This window comes from Canibacter zhoujuaniae, assembly GCF_011752015.1.
Taxonomy (GTDB): domain Bacteria; phylum Actinomycetota; class Actinomycetes; order Actinomycetales; family Microbacteriaceae; genus Canibacter; species Canibacter zhoujuaniae.
Genome location: NZ_JAAIKA010000001.1, coordinates 536,457 through 555,455, shown reverse-complemented (window position 1 = coordinate 555,455; position 18,999 = coordinate 536,457). Strand labels below are relative to the sequence as shown.

17 protein-coding genes and 1 other RNA gene are annotated in these 18,999 nt (G+C 50.4%); 10 read left to right on the top strand and 8 right to left on the bottom strand.

Features of this window, described 5'->3' with window-relative positions:
- Window positions 1–131: 131 nt before the first annotated feature.
- Both HCQ99_RS02610 and HCQ99_RS02605 read right to left on the bottom strand, forming a co-directional pair.
- Entirely contained in the window at window positions 132–2,186 is a 2,055-nt protein-coding gene (locus tag HCQ99_RS02610; RefSeq protein ID WP_166985315.1) for a prealbumin-like fold domain-containing protein, read from the bottom strand.
- A gap of 297 nt (window positions 2,187–2,483) precedes the next feature.
- Window positions 2,484–4,559: a hypothetical protein gene (locus HCQ99_RS02605; RefSeq protein WP_166985312.1), complete on the bottom strand. Its 2,076-nt coding sequence runs from the start codon at window positions 4,557–4,559 to the stop codon at window positions 2,484–2,486.
- A gap of 401 nt (window positions 4,560–4,960) precedes the next feature.
- Between HCQ99_RS02605 and HCQ99_RS02600 the strand changes: the two genes are divergently transcribed.
- The 5 genes from HCQ99_RS02600 (at window position 4,961) to HCQ99_RS02580 (ending at window position 9,097) form a co-directional block, all read left to right on the top strand.
- Window positions 4,961–5,218 carry a hypothetical protein gene (locus tag HCQ99_RS02600; RefSeq protein WP_166985309.1) on the top strand — a complete coding sequence of 86 codons (258 nt, stop codon included), beginning with the start codon at window positions 4,961–4,963 and terminating at the stop codon, window positions 5,216–5,218.
- Between the two features lie 189 nt (window positions 5,219–5,407).
- The gene (locus HCQ99_RS02595; protein ID WP_166985306.1) at window positions 5,408–5,680 is read left to right on the top strand and encodes a hypothetical protein; all 273 of its coding nucleotides are present in this window, start codon (window positions 5,408–5,410) and stop codon (window positions 5,678–5,680) included.
- A 3-nt stretch (window positions 5,681–5,683) separates the two neighbouring features.
- Window positions 5,684–7,354, top strand: coding sequence for a cytochrome c biogenesis protein DipZ (locus HCQ99_RS02590; protein WP_166985303.1), 1,671 nt, complete (start codon window positions 5,684–5,686; stop codon window positions 7,352–7,354).
- On the top strand, window positions 7,335–8,063 hold the full coding sequence (locus HCQ99_RS02585) for a response regulator transcription factor (RefSeq protein ID WP_166985300.1): 729 nt from the start codon (window positions 7,335–7,337) through the stop codon (window positions 8,061–8,063). The genes HCQ99_RS02590 and HCQ99_RS02585 overlap by 20 nt, the downstream gene beginning before the upstream one ends.
- Entirely contained in the window at window positions 8,063–9,097 is a 1,035-nt protein-coding gene (locus tag HCQ99_RS02580; RefSeq protein ID WP_166985297.1) for a sensor histidine kinase, read from the top strand. Before HCQ99_RS02585 ends, HCQ99_RS02580 begins: the two co-directional genes overlap by 1 nt.
- A 341-nt stretch (window positions 9,098–9,438) precedes the next feature.
- On the opposite strand, the gene HCQ99_RS02575 is transcribed toward HCQ99_RS02580, so the two are convergent.
- Both HCQ99_RS02575 and HCQ99_RS02570 read right to left on the bottom strand, forming a co-directional pair.
- Complete coding sequence (locus tag HCQ99_RS02575) at window positions 9,439–10,098, bottom strand: response regulator transcription factor (protein WP_166985294.1); 660 nt, start codon at window positions 10,096–10,098, stop codon at window positions 9,439–9,441.
- Complete coding sequence (locus HCQ99_RS02570; RefSeq protein WP_166985291.1) at window positions 10,091–11,239, bottom strand: sensor histidine kinase; 1,149 nt, start codon at window positions 11,237–11,239, stop codon at window positions 10,091–10,093. The genes HCQ99_RS02575 and HCQ99_RS02570 overlap by 8 nt, the downstream gene beginning before the upstream one ends.
- Window positions 11,240–11,684: 445 nt before the next feature.
- Here HCQ99_RS02570 and HCQ99_RS02565 point away from each other — a divergent pair, with 445 nt between their 5' ends.
- A complete protein-coding gene (locus tag HCQ99_RS02565; protein ID WP_166985288.1) occupies window positions 11,685–12,506 on the top strand; it encodes a hypothetical protein in 822 nt (273 codons plus the stop codon).
- Window positions 12,506–12,793: a hypothetical protein gene (locus HCQ99_RS02560; RefSeq protein ID WP_166985285.1), complete on the top strand. Its 288-nt coding sequence runs from the start codon at window positions 12,506–12,508 to the stop codon at window positions 12,791–12,793. Before HCQ99_RS02565 ends, HCQ99_RS02560 begins: the two co-directional genes overlap by 1 nt.
- Before the next feature lie 87 nt (window positions 12,794–12,880).
- Here the strand turns inward: HCQ99_RS02560 and HCQ99_RS02555 are convergent, their stop codons facing one another.
- From HCQ99_RS02555 to ssrA, 3 genes are all read right to left on the bottom strand, one after another.
- Entirely contained in the window at window positions 12,881–13,627 is a 747-nt protein-coding gene (locus HCQ99_RS02555; RefSeq protein ID WP_166985282.1) for an ABC transporter permease, read from the bottom strand.
- Between the two features lie 3 nt (window positions 13,628–13,630).
- A complete protein-coding gene (locus HCQ99_RS02550; protein WP_166985278.1) occupies window positions 13,631–14,344 on the bottom strand; it encodes an ATP-binding cassette domain-containing protein in 714 nt (237 codons plus the stop codon).
- Between the two features lie 122 nt (window positions 14,345–14,466).
- Window positions 14,467–14,839, bottom strand: a transfer-messenger RNA (tmRNA) gene (gene ssrA / locus HCQ99_RS02545).
- A 193-nt stretch (window positions 14,840–15,032) separates the two neighbouring features.
- On the opposite strand from ssrA, the gene HCQ99_RS02540 reads away from it, so the two are divergent.
- The 3 genes from HCQ99_RS02540 to HCQ99_RS02530 all read left to right on the top strand — a co-directional run bounded on the left by HCQ99_RS02540 (window position 15,033) and on the right by HCQ99_RS02530 (window position 17,159).
- Window positions 15,033–15,491: a carboxymuconolactone decarboxylase family protein gene (locus tag HCQ99_RS02540; protein WP_208317147.1), complete on the top strand. Its 459-nt coding sequence runs from the start codon at window positions 15,033–15,035 to the stop codon at window positions 15,489–15,491.
- A 61-nt stretch (window positions 15,492–15,552) separates the two neighbouring features.
- On the top strand, window positions 15,553–16,752 hold the full coding sequence (locus HCQ99_RS02535) for a trans-sulfuration enzyme family protein (RefSeq protein WP_166985275.1): 1,200 nt from the start codon (window positions 15,553–15,555) through the stop codon (window positions 16,750–16,752).
- Window positions 16,749–17,159 carry a DUF4870 domain-containing protein gene (locus tag HCQ99_RS02530; RefSeq protein WP_166985272.1) on the top strand — a complete coding sequence of 137 codons (411 nt, stop codon included), beginning with the start codon at window positions 16,749–16,751 and terminating at the stop codon, window positions 17,157–17,159. Before HCQ99_RS02535 ends, HCQ99_RS02530 begins: the two co-directional genes overlap by 4 nt.
- A gap of 159 nt (window positions 17,160–17,318) precedes the next feature.
- Here HCQ99_RS02530 and HCQ99_RS02525 read toward each other — a convergent pair whose 3' ends face one another.
- Window positions 17,319–18,968: an inorganic phosphate transporter gene (locus tag HCQ99_RS02525; RefSeq protein WP_166985269.1), complete on the bottom strand. Its 1,650-nt coding sequence runs from the start codon at window positions 18,966–18,968 to the stop codon at window positions 17,319–17,321.
- Window positions 18,969–18,999: the final 31 nt, after the last annotated feature.

Sequence of the window (18,999 nt, the reverse complement as noted above, 5' to 3'; positions counted from 1 at the left end):
CGCACTGGAATTTGTTGCCTGCTGGCGCGTCAGCCTTGACACTCCTGCTGCACCTGAGATTGATGAGCTGTAACTCGTCTCACTCATCGCCATTCTATTGAATTCAGAAGAGTCTTTCAAATTCAATAAAACTAGTGACGATAGTTTCGGCGCAGTAGCGCACCTCCAGAAAGGATAAGAGCACCTGCGAGCACCACTAATGGGGTTAATTCTGCTCCCGTAGCTGCGAGCTTATGTGGAGCGGGTTTCGGCTCTTGAGGGCTGATTGGCGTTACCGGTTTAACAGGGTCTTCTGCAGGATTTGGTGGTGGAGTCAGATTCTGAGCTGGAACTCGCACATTTGGCACTGCAACTGTGACAGCTTCATAGCGCGTGCTGTCATCACGCTTACTAATCTCCACCAGAGTGTCAGCACTGTCAGGTAGCTGGTAACCCTGCGGCGCCTCAACTTCGCGCAGCATATAAGTGCCGGGTTCAAGCAGATAGCCACGCTCGGTTTCGATGATCCCGTTGTCATCTGCGTGCGGGAGTGAAGCAATGAAGGAATCTGTCATAACTTCGTTAAGTGGTTGACCTGCGGTGTCAAACAGTGTTATCTGACCGTTCTCATCACTTGTGAATGTTTTACCGATGAGCTTCATGCTGCCATCATGCGACCACAGTTCAAATTTTGCGCCCGCCAACGCTGCGCCGATCTCAGCATCAGTTTTTTGCGCCTGTAACTGGGCTGGAATCAACCGGAAGGTGCGGTAGAAATGCTTGCGCAGCTGCACACGCCCATCAGCGGCGTTAACCCCGTACTCAAATTCGATATTCGAAGTTTTTAGAACATCCGGGTTGTCAGCCACAGGCTCTTGTTTCAGATCGGTGCCAACAGCAACATATCCGGCTGCATTCGTTGTTGTGCGTTCTATCCACTCATTTTCAGTCATAACTAAGCCAAAGTTCGGGAACGCATCATCGAATTGACGTGCATTGAATGTATCACCCGCCCAAACTGTGCGACCAATAATATTGGCGGCCAAGATACTGTCGGGAAGATCCTCGGGGTGGTTTAGATCCAGAGGCGTAAAGCTTGCTGCCAGTTCTCGCGGCTCGATAGGCTGCGTCACATCCGGCTCACCTGCGGCGTTTACGAGTCCGCGTGCGAGACGGTAATCCTTATCAAGCACCGAGATCACCTCAACCTCTGGGATACGGTGCACACCCTCACGTAATGTGATTGTTCCGGCTGTGACACCTCTGGTCGAGAAGTTGTTGCGGAACTGGATTTGAGTGATCTGGCCTGCCGGAACGTCGAGCGTAAACTGGTAAAGCCGCTTAACTTCTGGGCCGTCTGTGTTTCGTGAGTACACTTTTTGCCAGACTGCTGTTTCGCGCCCCTGGGCATCCACAAGGATCTGTGAATCACGGGTATCAAACAGGGAGCTTGGCTGACCGTCAACCTTTAGGTCGCGTGCAGTCATGAAACTGAAAGACTCAGCATCAACAAAGGTCTGTGTGTTTGGATCTTTAACCGTGCCAGCGCCAAAGGCGAAAAGTGCTGTGCTCGCCTCTTCGTAGGCTGACCTCATGTGATTGACACGGATGTTTACTGAACGATACAGGGTGTCACCCGGGGCAAAACCTGAGAACTGCGGCGTGAATCTATTAGTTCCCGGGTAGGGGACTCCGAGACTGATCTCTCCGGTCTGTTGATTTTCGCGGAAATACATAGAGATTAGTTCGAGATCCGCAAGTCTGGATGGGGAATACCCGTTGATGAAAAAGAAACTATCGTAAACGGGTGATGTTAGAGCAGCTTGCATGCGCCCGGTTGCTGCTTGTTTTGCGTCGATATAGGCCTGTCGAACATTGCAGAACGTCCAGCTTGCGTTTACGATACGTCCATCATCGGTTGTGAACTTAATGTCATTACCATCACGGTCTTGCAGAATTTCACGCAGCTCAACTGGGCACACTTCGGCGACGTGGTTCTGACCGTCATCGAATTTGGTGAGAGGTGCCGCATTATTGAGCGGCAACCCAGCTTGGTTTTCGGGAATGCCCCAGTCAGGCTCAGCCGCATAGGCTGTGGTTGTTGCAAACATAAAACCAGCTGCCAGAAAGAGTGTCAGCAGCAGCGAGACGATTGCTTTAAGGGGACGGTTGTTTAGCGGTAGCAAACCTGGGTTGGGGCTTGGCAAACTGCACCTTCTTGTTGTGGGGTAGTGGCAGGGGTTCTGAGTATCCTGAGCAAGCCTACCGCAACGCTAAGCAACCATCAATAGTTAATTATTGGTTATTTATTCGGCTAACAGGCACAGGCCTTAGCAGCGCAAAAGTGGCTGTTTTTAATTCAAAAACCCGCTGAGTACCCTGCCCTGCTACTTAATCTATAAAGACCAATTAGCTGTGTTTTTGCAGAGTATTCAGCGGGTTTTGATTTCGTCGGCAGCCCCAATTAGGGGTGCCGTGGCAGAAGGAATAACCAGTAACGACAGTTAGTTACTGCGACGCTTAACGGTTATCATTGCTAAGCCCGATCCCAGAAGTAGCACGCTCGTCCACAGGATTGCGGTGTTTGAAGAACCGGTTTCAGCCAAAGTTTTTTTCGCTTTTACTTTGACAGGGGCCTTCGAGTTTTCCGGAGTTGTGGGCTTCTCTGGTGTTGCTGGTGGATCCTGTGGTGTTGCCGGAGGTTCTGGTGACGTTGTTGAATCATCTGGTGGTGTTACAGAATCATCATCACAGCTCACATTTGAATCAACCGGAGCTTCGTAAACAATGCGTGTTGTGCCGTCTGCAAATGATTTACCTGCTGCAACGGTAGCGGTTATCGAGCCGTCATCGCTCAGTTCCCAGGTAAGATCCTCAGTATTCTCCGGCAGCGTGTAGGCAGCATTATCAGGGCCACACTCATCTACTACAGGCGGCTTCGGAGGTGTAGGAACACAGCCCTGCCACGTTATCTCATTACCGACACGCGCATTTGTGTAAAGCGCGGTGTCTGGGTGATTGCCGGTCTCCCAGCCTGCCTGTGGCAGTGCTGGAGTTCCAGGTGCACAGTTTGGAAGATCCCCAAATGTATTCGCAGTATTCTGAGCCGTTCTTGCTGCACCAGCGTGATTAACCGCAAGTGCGGCCGATGTTGCTACCAGTGGCTGTGCGTCTGGCACGGCACTTTCCCAAGTCGCAAACTTTGGCTTTGCAACGGCATTCTCCGTTACGGTCACAGTCGCTTCAGCAGGCATGATAGGAGCATTCCAGGTGCCGCCCCCGGTCGTCGCCCAATCATAGCTTGCGCCTTCGTATGAGTAAGCACGGCGTCCAGACCAGTCAAGACCCTGCCAACCTGTTGTGTTTGCAAACTGTTGGGTGTAGGTGCCAGCCGGGTATGAAACCGTTCCACCAAATTCTTGCGTTTTGGCTACAGCGGCAGCAGCCTCCGGACCAAGATCCTTGGTGACGCTAAGCAGTGACACCTCCGGCATTGTCACCTGCCCCTGATATGGGCGAATCTGACCTGGCCGCCCAAAAGAGTTAGAGCAACCAATAGACCAGGTTTCGTACTGCAGACGCTCCCAACCTGGTTTCACATCAACGTAGATGGATGTTTTTGCACCATCGCGCACGAGGGGATACTCAGCAGAGTCTTTAGAGTATGTAAGAATCTCAAGCCCAGGTGCTTCAGCAGCAGCAATTTTTGAGACGCGTGGAACATCCAAATTGCGGGCATCACAACCCAAGGGACGAGTTGGAACCTCAACGTATGGACGCCACAGACCGTCAGTGTTTTCAGGCCGCCAAGTGTATGTCTCTGCTGAAACCGGCCAAATCTCGATCTTATCCAGCAAATCTGCCTGCGCAGGATCGGCATTAATCATCGAGTACACAGCTTTAAGCTGCCCGTCAACAACCTCATATTTTTCGAAACGCAGAGGCTGGGAAAGCTTGTAGAAAGACTTGTCGTAGGTTACAGCTTGACGTGCAACAACAGGATCCGCATCCGATTCACGGTTTACATTTTGGGTGACCCGTACAAGGTAGTCGGCGTAAGTTTTACCGAGGTTGTCTACAGCTTCAATGTAGAAATCTTCTGACTCCCAGTACTTCATGCTGAAGATTAGATAGGGGCGCCCATCTGCGGTGCGGTTTTCTGCAGGAATCGGATAGAACTTTTTAATTCGACCGTCAAAACGGCGGTTTTCTCCGCCGTCATTTTGAGTTGCGGTGTCTTCCTTAATGTATGCGCCAACAGCTCCTCTGCGGTGCAGGAACTCGACACGCACGATTAGGTTATCGCCGTCATCTGTCCAGCAGGTCACACGCGCCCAATGACCCTGCAGCACGTTTGAGCACTGGTTTTCCACGGGTTGGAAAACTGGCGCATAGTGGTATTCGCTGCGGAACTCGGGGTTAATTTGTTCGCGAGTAAACTGCGGTTGCTCTGGCGTGTAAACAGGCAGGTCTGAAGTTTCAAGCGCTGTTGCCGCGGTTGTGCCTAGGAGGATGCTGCCGCCCATAACAAGAGCCAGAGCGCTGGCTCCTGAAAATAGCCTTTTAAATCTGATGTGCATGACACTAACTTTATCCTGCGTATGTTATCAGTCAAAATTTTTTCTAAGTGGAGGTGAAACGGGATTTAAGCTGAACGTATTCGAATTCATAGGACCTAATGGGCAGCGAAATATCGAGTTCTAATCCTGTGATATTGCTGACGACACGTTGTGAAACATGACTTTTGTGGCAAAAGTTGCGTCGGGGTGATCTAATCTGAGAAAGCACACACTCTTAGGTTTACAGTGCACAGTGTAAGGGCTTTTGACCCCCGTCTTTAGCTCTTTTGGTCTTAAATTAGGGGAAATAGAATGTCTGTTCGCATGCGCATTACGACGCTGGGCGCGGTTATGCTGCTTTACGGTGTGTGCTTGGGAGGTAGGTCTTGATGTTTGGATCTAGACGATCGAAAGATGAGTTATTGGCTTGCTTGCATGATATTGAGGCGCAGCTTGCAGCTCTTCCAAGTCAAACGGAGGGAAATCTTCGCGCGCAAGAGACTATTGAGCGGTTAAAGGCTGAGGGCGTTGCGGTAGAAGAAATCAATGTCGAGTTAGCTCAACATAATCTTCCGAGTGTGGAGGAGGTTGGAAAGAATGTTGCAGCCAGCTTGTTTCCTTTGTGGAAGCTGAATCGTAAACGTCGAAAGTTGGAAAGACAGCTTGCGCAGTTTGACTAGCAGCAAGCAAATACTTAATTAGTACTTTCCTAGTGCTGCTTCATGGGAACCGGTGAGAATCGGTTCCCATTTTGTTTGCAGCAATTAGGCCTGGCTGTCGATATTCCCAATTCTTGACGGGTGCACACGTCATAATTTCGTAAGGATTTCACCCTAAAAGATGCCATATTCCCCTGTCAGACTTATGACATGAAGAAAAAACAAATTATTGCACTGGCCATCCTTCCGTTCGCTCTTGTTGGTCTGACTGCTTGCGGGCAGCAGGGCGATTCCATGATGAAAGACGATAAAAAGTCTTCGGAAGTTCAAAACGACAAGATGTCAGATGACAAGATGAGCGATGACAAGATGTCTGACGACAAGATGAGTGATGACAAGATGTCTGATGACAAGATGAGTGATGACAAGATGTCTGACGACAAAATGACCGATGACAAGATGTCGGAAGATAGCAACAACTAACCTATGCTCCTCACAGCACTTATCTCACTTCTAGCAGGCGCACTCAGTGTGCTTGCGCCCTGTGTGCTCCCGTTCTTGCCCGTGATTGTCGGAGGCAGTCTCGGGCAGAATGAGGATCGCCGTCGGCCGTTTATTATCACCGGGTCTCTGGTGGTCTCGTTGGTGCTATTCACACTGCTTCTCAAAGCGAGCACTGCGCTGATCAATATTGATCCGCGTGTATGGACGATCGGATCAGGCGTTCTTGTGATACTCCTGGGGCTTACGATCCTGTTTCCGCAACTCTGGGCGCGTGTTTCGGCACGTTTTGCGCTCACCAACAAAAGTCATAAGTTGTTACATGGAGCGCAGGAACAAAAGAGTAGTGTGCTGCAAGCAGTCGGTATCGGGGCTGCGCTTGGTCCGGTGTTCTCAAGCTGTAGCCCAACCTACGCATGGGTGATCGCAACAGTCCTCCCGGCGAGACCTGCTGAAGCGGTCTTTTATCTTTCCATGTATTGCATTGGCATGGCGGGATTATTGCTTGCGATCGCCCTGGCGGGTCGTAAACTCGTTGAAAAACTGAAATGGGCTGCAAACCCTAAGGGCTGGTTCCAGCGTGGTATTGGCGTGCTCATGATTGTTGTTGGTCTTTTTGTAGCCACCGGCTTTGATAAACAATTCCAAGCCTGGGCTGCTGACAAAGTGCCATCTGCTATCACAAATCTGGAACACTCGCTGCTGGATATGCAAAACAGCGACGAGCACGAAGAATCGAAGTCTAGTTCAGCTTCAAATTCAAACAATCAAGCACCTGATTTTCAGGAGATTGAGTCGTGGATTAACTCAGATCCTCTTAGCAAAGAAAAGCTCAAAGGTAAGGTCGTGCTGGTTGATTTCTGGACATACAGCTGTATCAACTGTGTGCGCACCCAACCATATCTGAACGAGTGGTATGAAAAGTACCACGATAAAGGATTTGAGATTGTTGGTGTGCACGCCCCCGAGTTCGCGTTTGAAAAAGTGCGTGAAAATGTGGAGCGTGCAGTGCAAGAAGCCGGTATTAAATACCCGGTCGCACTTGATAATGAATTCAAGACCTGGCGTGCCTACCAGAACCAGTATTGGCCTGCTAAGTACCTCATTGACCAAGAGGGCAATATTCAGTACACCCACTTCGGAGAGGGAGCCTATGAAGAAACAGAAAAGGAGATTCAGAAACTTCTGGGAACCTCGGGCGAAGTAACCGCTGAGAAAAACACGAAGAAGCGGATTGGTGCACAGACCCCTGAAACCTATCTCGGATATGCGCGTGCACAAAACTACGTCGGTAATCTTGAGATGGGGGAGGCAGACTACCCAGGTGCGTCTTCACTCAACTTGGATCAGTGGACATTTAAGGGAAAGTGGAACACTACCGCAGAGTCCTCTGGAGCACTCGCAGATGGAGCAGAGCTAGCTTTGCGATTCCATGCCAAAGAGGTGTTTCTCGTTATGAGTGGCACTGCGGGGGCGAATGTGCAGGTGAAAGTGAACGGCAAACCCGTTACCGGTGGTGATGTGAAAGACGGCACCCTCACGATTGACGGTGACCGAATGTATAAACTCGTTGACCTGCCTGAATATTCAGAGGATGCTACGCTTACTCTAACGTTTGAGAAAGGCGTCAAAACCCATGCATTCACGTTCGGATAACCTCGCTGGCAACGCCACGCACGGGCGCCCGAAAGTGCTAGTTGTGGACGATGACGCAACTGTGCGTAAGGTCGTTACCGACTACCTCGACGCGGCAGGTTTGACTGCTGTCGAGGCCGGTGACGGCCTTGCCGCGCTTGAACTCGCAGAGACAGTCGATTTGATTGTGCTCGACCTTATGCTGCCAAAGCTTGATGGTCTGAATGTTGTACGTCGCTTGCGCGATGCTGCAATCCATGTGCCGGTGATTATGCTCACTGCTAAGGGTGATGCTGAGGATCGCATTCTCGGGCTTGAACTTGGTGCATACGATTATGTCACTAAGCCTTTCAGTGCTCGAGAGCTGGTGTTGCGTGTGCAGTCTGTGCTTCGCCGCACCGAGCCTGTAGAACAGCCCGAGGTGACGGTATTACAGGATCGTGAGCTCGAAGTTAATCTTGTCGCACGTACGGCAACGCTTGCGGGGGAACCGGTGCCGCTGTCACTTCGTGAGTTTGACCTGCTCGCGTTCTTTATGACATACCCTGGGCGGGTATTCTCGCGTGACGAGCTGCTACACGAAGTGTGGGGGTGGGGTTTTGGTGACCCCTCAACTGTCACCGTACATATTCGTCGGCTACGCGGTAAAATCGACCGTGACCCCGCACAGGCATCACGCATCACAACCGTATGGGGACACGGCTATCGTTTTGATACGCAGGGAGCTTAATGACCGAATCACTTGTGCTCGTCGTTGTTACTGCGCTTATCACGGGTGGTCTATCTGCCGGGATAGTTGTCTTGGTTGGGAAACGTTCACTGCGTCTCGCCCTCCTGCTTGCCCCGCTTGTGTCGTTACTTTCAGTTGGTGCTGGGTTAATCGTTGGTGTCGATCGTATGCTGATTCAGGGATCGATGACCTCGATTCTGCTGATTCTTGGAGGAGCGACACCCGTAGCGATTGTGTCTGGTGCTTTTGCGGCGCACCGCGTTGCGAAACAGCTTGAGCATAACGAAAAAGCGCTTGCTGAGGAGCGTGCTGCGCGCGAACTTACTGAGAGTCGCCGTGAAATGATGGCATGGATGTCACACGATATTCGTACGCCCATTGCAGGGATTCGTGCAATGGCGGAGGCGCTGTCAGACGGTATGGCTTCTGATCCAGAGGCCTACTATCGTGAAATACTGTCACAGGCCGAACGCACTTCAGACATGGTGAGTGATCTTATGTCGCTCGCCAATCTCGAACAGAGCATTCAGGGAATGCAACGCGAACCGGTTGATATGGCAGACGTCGTATCAGACCTCGTGATGGGTTTGCGGCCGCTGACGCAGGAGCGACATATTACACTCACCGGCTCCGCAGAAGCAGTAGAGGGGAGCGCAGAGGTGCTCGGTGATGCATCACTGCTCAGCCGTGCGGTGCAGAACCTGTTGGTTAATGCGATTACCTACTCTGAGGCAGAGGGAACTGTGTCGGTGCGGGTGCGCGCCAATGATGCTGCAGTTGAAGTATGTGTGACAGACAGTTGTGGGGGGCTTGCTGCGGAGCATATCGATCGCATGACTGAACCAGGGTGGCGCGGTGACCTGGCCCGCACCCCGAGCACATCGTCAGGCAGCCCAGGTTCGGGTCTCGGCCTGGCTATTGCAAAACAAATCGTCACTGGACACGGTGGTGAGCTACGGATCGTGAACGCCGGGGAGGGGTGCGCTGTCACCCTTGCATTGCCCGCAGCGTTACGATGTTCGAGTATTTCGTAGACAAGATTTACATCGGATACAACTACCGAGAACACCGCTAAGAATTGACTTTTGCTGCGTTTACCAACTCGCTCGCTCAAACGCGAGTCAGCTTGAGTCAATAAGATCCTGGGTGACGTTATTGCTGATTCGATAATTAAGCAACTGCCTATAACTAACGTTAACTAATTCTTTTATTCAATACCTATGGCTAAAAGTACTCCATTGGGTAAACCAGTTTGACTCTTTTTCGCATATAACAAGCGAGAGATCGACACTTTCCCCTCCTGGAGCTATGCCGCTGCCGACGATGATACAAAGCGAGTATCGTGACGACAGTAGCTCGGCCAGACAGATTGTGTTTAGTATCCAGCTTTGATGGCGGTGATGGTGAGTTCGCCTCGATTGGTAAAGCCGGTGGCGGTGAAGAGTTCAGAAATATACGAACGCACTGTAGCTTCGGTAATCCCAAGCTCGCGGGCGATGGTTTTGTTTGGCAGGGCTTGAATGAGCAGATCAAACACGGCACGTAGATAGCCTGGGAGGTGGTCTACTTTTTGCCTGAAATCATCATAGGCGGGATCGTTTTTACCGGATGCCATATAAGACTCTGTGAGTATCTGGGTCGGGCGTGGCCCGAACACACGCTGGCCGCTGTGAGCTTGTTTGAGCAACTGGGCAAGCTCAGGAGCCGGAATATCTTTGGTGAGAAACCCTCGTACGTTATGTGCTAAGGAATGTGCGAGCGAACTTACATGTTCGAACGCCGTCAACATCACCACAGCAACATCGGGATACATTCGCCCGATTTCTTTTGCTGTGCCCACCCCATCTAGGACAGGCATATCCACATCTAGCAGTGCCACGTCTACTCGCTGGTCTACTAAGACCCGTAACGCCGCTTGCCCATTCTCGACAGCTGCTATCACAGTGATTCCATCTTGTAGGCTCAACAAGTTGGCAAGGCCGTCACGAATGATATGATCGTCGTCAGCGAGCAGGATACGAATGCCCTCACTCATCGGCACCTCCTACATTGCTGGGGGATAGGTTAGGAATAGTGGCGTTAATAATCCACTGGGATCCGGTAGATGCGAAACTTAAGTTTCCACCCTCGCTCTCAATCCGTGATTGCAAGTTCGCCAGTCCGAACACGCCTGTCAGTGCGTGATCAATCGGCTCTGTACTAATCTGATTACTCATCATTAACGCTACTTCGTTACCATCGAGATCCACGTAGAGCTCTACCGTGGATTCAGCTTGCCCATATTTCAGTGCATTGCTAGCTGCTTCACGCACGAATAAGGCAGCGGTAAGCAAAGTATGACGTGATAGCAGCTGGTCGATATCGACAACCATCTTCGTGTTGAGCGTGATAGATCGTAAGCGTAGCATCGCTGCGGATTCTTTTACAGCCGCGCTTAAACTTGGTGTATCTGCGCAAAGGTTGAGATCCATAATCATCGGCCGCAGCCGACGGGAAGCATCTTGAGCAATATTTGTAAGCGGATTGATTTTGCCAGCAATATCAGGGTGGGCTGCAGCAAGGTTTTGCGCCAATATCGCTATTTGGGCAAGATCCTTTGCGATCGTGTCATGCAATTGGGCAGCCAACTCGCCCCGGATTGAGTAGAGCGCTCGACGTGATTCCTCTCGAGCAGTCGCAAGCTCATGCGCAGTTTTTGATTCTTTATCGACGAATGCTCTGAGTGTTATACCGATAGCAAGCACAATTGCACCAAGAACTACTTCGCTTGCTGTGCGCGGTAATGGATTGTCGCTTAATACAATCCCGAGCAACGCCACCCCCACTAGTAACAAGCACACTCGAATTGCATGATGCTCAATCATCCAGACTACGGCGATAAGAAATATGCCAAACACGGGAAATGTGAATATGGAGCCGTAATCAGATAGACCCACGGCTACAAAAAGCGCGATATAAAAAAGATCTCCTAAAAGCCCAATCCACGGAGCCACAGCTAATACAAAAGAAAGTCCAACCAGAACAACAGTGGTGTAGTTACTCGGTGAATCAAGGCGTAGGGTCAGCATCAGTTCTAGGACTACCGTGACAGCAGCCGTATTGAAATATGCTAATTTATAGCCCCTTGTTCGTGGGCGTGTAGTACCACGAAAACCCTCGAAATCTCCTGCGCACATCACTTCTTCTTACATATACGCCAATCCGGAAACAATTTACACAATAGGTTACCGTAGCCCGCCTCCGCCACAGTCGTGCTCTTCGGTTCGATCTTTGGTTCGCCGGCAAATGCTACCGCGCCCGGCGTGGCAGTCAGCCCCATGCTCAGCAGCCCGGCAGTCGTCAGCGCCAACAACCGAGAACCAGTTTTCTTTGCAGATCCTGTCATCTCCGTCACCATAACTTTTCTGTATTGTCCAGTTTTCTTGGCTCTTCGAATCTACTAGTCGGCGGAACTTGTCAACACTGATGAATGTCAGGGTCGTACCTCGACATTCATCAGTGTTGCACGGCTGACACTTTATGGTGTGATGTCAACAGTTGCGACAAAGAACGCAGCCATGCCACTGGCATACCTGTAAGAGCACTCAGCACAGCTGACCAGACACAGAAAGGAGAGTGTACATGAAAAAGACCGTTAAAGTGTTAACTTCAATCGCGACATCAGTATCGTTGGTATTCCTAAGTTCAGGGATTACCGATGCTGCTCAAAGTGCAGATATATCTTTCGCTAACGTACAGGAGGTGGAAGCAGCGCTCGAACAAGTTGCTATTAATAATGACTCGCTCATTATCGAGTCCTCTGTAATGCCGCATGAATCAATTGGCGCTATTTCACTCGGATCCGGCGAAGTGACTATCCCGGAGAATCTCAATGAGGGAATCACGCTTGATTCTCCGGATTCTTCAAGCATTACTGTCACTCCAGCTCCATCCGTTGAATGGGAAAAGGCAGTGCCGCTAGATAAAGGAGGTGTTACATACCTAAGTGAGGATGGTTTTTCGGAGAGTGTAATTATTGGCGATGGGGGTGTGCAAATGCTAACGACAATTAACAATGCTAGCGCCCCAACGGAATATGAGTATGAAATTGATCTTGAGAAGGGACAAATACTTGAATTCAAAGATGGGGTTCCGGCGGTATTTAATGCTGACGGTTCGCTAGCAGCCTTTGTAGAGAGACCGTGGGCTATTGATGCCAAGGGTAAACCCGTGTCCACGCATTACGAAATTGCTGGCGACACCCTTATTCAGGTCGTGGATCACCAAGCACTCTCCTCAGACAGCTATCCGGTAGTAGCTGACCCATTTATTGTTCCCGTATGGCTCCTACGCTGTCTCGTAGGTATGGGTATTAATTCTGCAAGTATTCTTCAATCAGCACAAATGGGTAGTTTTTGGTTAACATTTGGTAAGGCTGCATTTTACTGTATTCGAGGTCGATGATGCTTTTTAGAAAACAAGATAGAACGCAGCTTCGTGCTGAATTGGAAGCGGTAAAAAAAGCGATTGCCGCTAATCCGCTATCGCAAGATTCTGTGCAAGAAGCGCAAGCACTCATTGAAGAGATGAAAGCAGACGGTCGTGAGGCAGAGATTGATCAGGAACTCGCTCACCGTCACCTGCCCTCGGCGAGAGAGATTGGCACGCTTATCGCGCAGCACACATTTGCTCTAATTCGGCTAAACAGGAAGCGGATCAAACTGGAACGCAAACTAGGAGACTCGCTCTAGGCATCTCTCACTTAGAAGAGTCTCTCAGAATCGCGTGATTCTGAGAGACTCTTCTAGATGGGAAAAGCAGCAAGGATAATTTTAAAATTATCTTTCTTTGCTAACTCGATCAGATCTTTGCAACGCGAAAGTTCCAATGGAAAAACATACGAGCGCCCAAACAATTGCGAAAATTAGGCTATAAACATCCGCATTCCGCACCCACTGAACGTGGTATGTAAGCGGATTAATTTGCGCAATAAAAACCAGATATTGCGGCGCAAAATCCAATTTGTAAAATAGCGGTGCGGAAAGAATAACCGGTAATGAGGTTAACGTGGATATCATGTCTCTTGTGTAGTAGCTATCGACTAGAGCGCCGATAGCCGCGCCAAGTCCAGCCCATCCCGCAACAATGAAAAATGCGATACCCACGCCTTTGAGCGTCGTTATAAATGCGTGCCCAGTAACACCCATGCCGCCCGTTAGACCCCAGGCAATCAGCAGAATTCCCACTTGCACCAAGAAAACTAAGGCGCTCACAGCAATTATCGTCAGTAGATAAGCGCCTGGGCTTCCCCCTTGCATATTGAATATCGCATAAACGCCCCACTTCCTATCATTGGAGACATCAGAGACTGTGGAAGTGAATGTCCGAAACGCTAGTAAACAGAATATGCCTGTTAACGCATACAATGCATAATCTGTGAACAGGCCGTTCGACACTATGCCAGAAATGCCAGCCACTAGGAATATGAAGTAGGCCACAGGCTCGATGATCCGGCTTAAGTAAACGCTACGCCAATTCCACAAAGAAGCAAGATGGTATTTGGTCAGAATAAGTGATCTTTTCATTACCTACGCCCGGTCTTCTACACAAGCTTTAAAGGCATCCCAGAGATCGTTGCTCTGTGGCGCATATTCCATAAATTTGGCCGCTTCGATATCTTTAATGACTCGCCCACGATCAATCGCTATTACTCGTGTGCAGTAGTTAGCAAATTTAGATGTTTCGTGAGTGCTGACCAGTGCTGTTGCACCCGCCATAGTTTGCGATTTCAAGTATTTGAACACCGTATCGATTGCTGAAGGATCTAGCCCGGTTGTTGGCTCATCCAGAATCATTAATTTTGGGTTACCGATGATAGCGCGCGCAATCTGTGTTCTGCGCAGCTCGCCGCCAGATAAAGTCTCTGCAGTTTGGTCTAAATATCCCGCCAACCCGAGTAGCGAAGCAACCTGCTCAATCTGATCAGAGCGTCGAAAAGACCCAGTTCTCAGTTCAAAACCCAGAGAAATATTTTGGCGGACAGTTAGGGACCAATCGATGACCTCACGCTGTGGACACCATCCGATTTGGGTGTTATCAACAAATGTATTTAGCACACCTTTGGTTGGCTTAATCAGGCCTCCTAAAATATCGAACAAGGTCGATTTGCCTGCGCCATTTGAGCCTATTACAGCAACCAACTCACCTGCGGAAAAATCACCATTGAATTTTTCTAAGGCATACGAGCTATTCTTGCCGTACTTCTTCGAAAGTTCCCGAGCAGAGAGTAAAAGATCGTCCATGATTCATCCTCCGGAGCAAGCCTATCAGTAGAGCCCACCCAAGCTCGTCAACCATGAAAAGCATCAAAGAGGTTTTTCCGCATAATTCTCACCAAGAATGTGATGGTGGAATGCATCCGGTCTGGTGGAGCCGCCGGGAATTGAACCCGGGTCCACTTCGATGATTCATAGCCTTCTACGAGCGTAGTTCGTTAAATGTTTTACTCGACCCCGTTCATTGTTACGAACACCTTGAACGACAGGCCCAGCTGCAGTAAAAAGTCCTGATTTAACCTGCAACACGTTAAATCAGCAAGCTCTCTGGATGACGCCAGAAGCAGGGGCGAGAGCAAACCCTGTCTGACGGACTTTCAGTCTCTCGCGCTTAGGCAGCGAGAGCGAAGTCGGTGCGCTTTGATTCTGCACCTATTTTTTGCAAGAGCGTTTACGAGATAACTTGCATCCTCGGCTCGCTTCTCTATGTCTCAAATCGACGTGTCGAAACCGATCGGCCCCTAATTATTGAGATTTGAAAGTGAAGCATTATAGCTATCAAATTTTCAACCATCATTCCACTAGCGTGGAGCTTCTAACCCTATCAAAATTATTGTTCGTCAGCAAAAGTTACGCAGGTTTTAAAAATAACAGCGAAATAAACCAATACTCTCTAGGGTTATATTTGAGACTGTAAAGACGATAGGGAGTAAAAGTGAAGCGACCATACATCGATAAGGTAACCCCAGCAGCGTGGAAATCTGCGCTGACTTATAACGATGCAGTTTACGAAGCAGTCCAGGGTCACGGCATCTCTGCGGCTGAGCGCGAGTTAATTATGGTTAGAGTTTCGCAGCTGAACGGTTGCGCATACTGCCTCGAGGCGCATACAACCGCAGCACGCGACGCGGGTCTAACATCCCAGCAGCTTGATCTGCTCCCTGCCTGGCGAGAAACAAATATTTACGATGAGCGCATGAAGGCTCTGCTCGCGGTTGCTGAAGCGGGCACACGCCTGCCACTCACAGAAGATTCTCTTGCGGATCTAGCTGGCGCACTACAGACTCTCGGCACAGAAGCATTTGCCGCCGCTGAGCTGCTCACCGCAACTATAAATATGTTTAACCGGGTGTCAATACTGTCTGGTCACCCCGTGCGAGAGCGCAAAAATTAACAACCTAATTAGCCAGCATCAGCAGCAGCCGACACAAACAACAGCGAAAGATTTTTTTAGCATGACACAACAGCCAGAGTTATCGCCAAGCACAAGACTGGTAGTGGGAGGGCGCCCAGCGCACGAGCACAATGCTCCGGTGAACCCACCAATTCAGATGTCCTCAACATACCGGCAGGTGGGGCCATCGGGAATAGACAGCTACGCGCGATTTACAAACCAGAGTTGGGATGGGCTCGAGCAGGTAATATCCGACCTTGAAGGCGGGCAGCTGCCCGGTTTGCTTTTTGCTTCCGGTATGGCGGCTGTCGCCTCCGTTCTCAACCTGGTGCCGGTCGGCGGAACTATTTTGATGCCAGCGCACACGTATATGGCTTCCGTCACGATCGCTAATCAGTTAGAGCAGCGCGGCGTTGTGAAAGTCGTTCGTCTAGATATAGAAAATACTGAGTCAGTGCTAGAAGACCTGACTAATGCTGCTGCAGCAGCGGGGGTTGATGCAAACTCGGTAAACTACGCAGCGCCAAAGGTGCTGCTGTGGCTGGAGAGCCCAACTAACCCAATGCTTGAAGTGGCTGACTTGCCTGCGATCTTATCCGCTGCGAAGAGTCTTGGTATTGTATCCGCAGTCGACAACACTTTTGCGACCCCGCTCGGGCAGCACCCGTTGGCGTTGGGCGCAGACATAGTTGCGCACTCTGCGACTAAAAGTATCGCCGGTCACTCAGACGTTTTATTGGGTATCACCGTTACATCAAATAAAGAGCTTTATGATGCAATGCAGGCATATCGCACCAGCAACGGTGCTATCGCAGGGCCGTTTGAGGCGTGGCTTGGTTTGCGCGGTGTGCGCACGCTTGCTCTGCGCGTTGAAAAAGCTAATGCGAATGCGCTTGAGCTCGCACGGCGACTAAAAGACCACCCTGCTGTGCAGGCGGTTCGATACCCGGGGCTGCCGGAAGATCCGGGCTATGAGCGGGCTGCCGCTCAGATGCAGAGTTTTGGTTGCGTGCTCTCTATCACTTTGGACGCAACCCCTGAGCAAACCGACGATGTTTTGCGGGCGCTGCAGGTGTGGACGCCCGCAACGAGCCTTGGTGGGGTAGAGTCGCTGGTTGAACGCCGGCGCCGGCACGCTGCTGAGCCTGACTCGATACCTGAATCTCTGTTGCGGCTTTCTGTGGGTATCGAAGATGTTGAAGACCTTTATGCGGATCTGGTCACCGCAATTAATGCAACAGTGCTGGGAGAAGAAAAATGAATAATATAACAAACGTAACGCCTTCAAGCGAAGAGCGAAACATGGCAGTGATATCGCATGTTGCGATGCCGATTGGAACTATATTTTCAGCTGGCACAATTGGCTGGCTGGTTCCTTTAGTGCTTTACATCTTGAATCGGAAACGCAGCCAATTTATCAGGCAGGCATCGGCAAATGCGCTTAACTTTGCCATCATGATGTTTATTTGGTCTGTGGCTGCGTGGCTGCTCATTTTAGTTGGCATTCCGCTGTCTGTGTTTGTGTTCCCTATTATTTTTGTAATCATAGGAGCCATAATCGCTTTTGCAGCTCTTGTGATGTCAATTGTGTTCCCGATTATTGCGTGTGCCGCTGCAAACCGTGGTGAGGTTTACTGCTATCCTTTAACCCCAAGTTTTGTTTCATAGTGACCGCTATAACCACAACCTGTGTGCAGTAAGTTTTCGATATTTAACTCGAATACCAACCACAGTAAAGGAAGCATTTAGTAACCTGAAGCCCCACGGGTTACTTAGCAATATGGCCTGAACGTACAAAGTACGTTCAGGCCATATTGCATTGTTGGGTTAATTAAAAATAAACTGCAGAGCGGCCACACCGATAGCGCCGATTAAAGCAGCAACTGGCAGTGTGATGACCCAGGCAAGACCAATTGGACGCATCATGCGCCAGTTGGCGGCGCTATTAACCATGCCAACGCCAAGCACTGCACCAATCAGGATGTGGGTTGAGCTAACCGGCAGACCAAACTGTGAGGCCAGCATCACAATGATGGCGGCGGCAAGTTCGGCAGCAAAACCTGAGCTTGGGTGCATCTTGGTGAGGTTGGAACCAACCGTGCGGATGACATTACGCCCAATAAACCACAGGCCAACGATTAACGCAACACCAAAGGCGAAAAGCGCAGCGCTGGGGACGACAGCCTCCTCAGACACAGCGCCGGTGCGCAGCACATCAAGCACCGCTGCAAAAGGGCCGATAGCGTTAGCGATATCGTTCGAGCCGTGAGAAAAAGCAAACGCGGCCGCTGTAAACACCTGCATCCACGAGAAGAGTATAAAGGTCGCGCGAGAAAGATTCTTATCTTTTAAGGTGTTGGCAAACACCATGAGCGCAAACCAAGTCAGCGTGCCAACCATAATCAAAATAGTTATTGTTTGCACTTGAGAAAACTCTAAGTTTAAATTCTTCAGGCCCTTAAAGAGCAGCATGCTGGTGATAATGAGCGCGCCAGCCGCACCCAGCAACGGCACCCACACTGTCAGCGCGCGGTGCGCCTGCACCTCAGAAACACCCTTATCAAGCTGTCGCAGAGCATGATCGTATTTCGCTTGAATAGTCGGATCGTCACCCTGTGCTAGAGCCTCGCGCGCTTCCTTGGCAATCGCCTTTGACTCCTGCTTTGGCAGGCGTGCGTTTGCATAAGCCGAAAGCTGAATCAGGCCGATCCGGTCGATAGACTCCTCAGAAGCATTGGTCTGCTCCATAAAATCTTGTTTGAGCTGCGCGAGACGGCGATCCGCTTTTTCGTTGTAGAGCAGAATATACCGCTTAATAAACCCGAACAGGAGGTAGGCTGCAATGCCGCCGAGCAGCGGGGAAAGCACCCAGCTCGCAGCAATTTGCCCGATTTGATTCCACTGCACTGTTCCGAGCACACCATTGTTGCCCTTGATAAATCCGGTGGTGAGTGCGGCGCCGACGATAGCTCCGATAATTGAGTGCGTGGTAGAAACCGGCAGACCAAACTTCGTTGCGATCAGCAGCCACACCGCAGCCCCCAAAAGAGCGGCCATCATGATGTAGACAAGATCTAGGGGAGAGGATGTGAAAACATCTAGATTTACGATCCCGCTGCGCACCGTTTCGGTGACCTGACCGCCCGCTATTACCGCGCCAGCTACTTCAAAAATTGCCGCAACAAGCAGCGCCTGCTTCATCGTCAGCGTGCCGGCACCTACTGAGGTGCCAAAGGAGTTAGCGACATCATTACCGCCGATGTTAAAGGCCATAAACAGCCCGAGCGCGATAGCCGCGATTAGCAACATATTGAAGTTGCCGGCGGGCACGTAACCGTGCGCCCAAACCAGGAAGAAAATAAGCGTGGCGGCCATGATCGTGCCAAAGGTCAGATGCCACCAACGATCTTCACCAAGAAACTTTTGTTTGCTCAGATCTGTTGTTTCGCTGTTCTCGGCTGAAGTGCGATTAAGCATTTAGACGTGTGCTCTCTGTTCGTAGTTTGGA

Coding starts and splice junctions, on each gene's coding strand:
- HCQ99_RS02560 (WP_166985285.1), top strand. CDS start 12,506: ATGCTTTTTAGAAAACAAGATAGAACGCAGCTTCGTGCTGAATTGGAA.
- HCQ99_RS02575 (WP_166985294.1), bottom strand. CDS start 10,098: ATGAGTGAGGGCATTCGTATCCTGCTCGCTGACGACGATCATATCATT.
- HCQ99_RS02595 (WP_166985306.1), top strand. CDS start 5,408: ATGAAGAAAAAACAAATTATTGCACTGGCCATCCTTCCGTTCGCTCTT.
- HCQ99_RS02570 (WP_166985291.1), bottom strand. CDS start 11,239: ATGTGCGCAGGAGATTTCGAGGGTTTTCGTGGTACTACACGCCCACGA.
- HCQ99_RS02585 (WP_166985300.1), top strand. CDS start 7,335: ATGCATTCACGTTCGGATAACCTCGCTGGCAACGCCACGCACGGGCGC.
- HCQ99_RS02580 (WP_166985297.1), top strand. CDS start 8,063: ATGACCGAATCACTTGTGCTCGTCGTTGTTACTGCGCTTATCACGGGT.
- HCQ99_RS02535 (WP_166985275.1), top strand. CDS start 15,553: ATGACACAACAGCCAGAGTTATCGCCAAGCACAAGACTGGTAGTGGGA.
- HCQ99_RS02550 (WP_166985278.1), bottom strand. CDS start 14,344: ATGGACGATCTTTTACTCTCTGCTCGGGAACTTTCGAAGAAGTACGGC.
- HCQ99_RS02565 (WP_166985288.1), top strand. CDS start 11,685: ATGAAAAAGACCGTTAAAGTGTTAACTTCAATCGCGACATCAGTATCG.
- HCQ99_RS02605 (WP_166985312.1), bottom strand. CDS start 4,559: ATGCACATCAGATTTAAAAGGCTATTTTCAGGAGCCAGCGCTCTGGCT.
- HCQ99_RS02555 (WP_166985282.1), bottom strand. CDS start 13,627: ATGAAAAGATCACTTATTCTGACCAAATACCATCTTGCTTCTTTGTGG.
- HCQ99_RS02590 (WP_166985303.1), top strand. CDS start 5,684: ATGCTCCTCACAGCACTTATCTCACTTCTAGCAGGCGCACTCAGTGTG.
- HCQ99_RS02530 (WP_166985272.1), top strand. CDS start 16,749: ATGAATAATATAACAAACGTAACGCCTTCAAGCGAAGAGCGAAACATG.
- HCQ99_RS02525 (WP_166985269.1), bottom strand. CDS start 18,968: ATGCTTAATCGCACTTCAGCCGAGAACAGCGAAACAACAGATCTGAGC.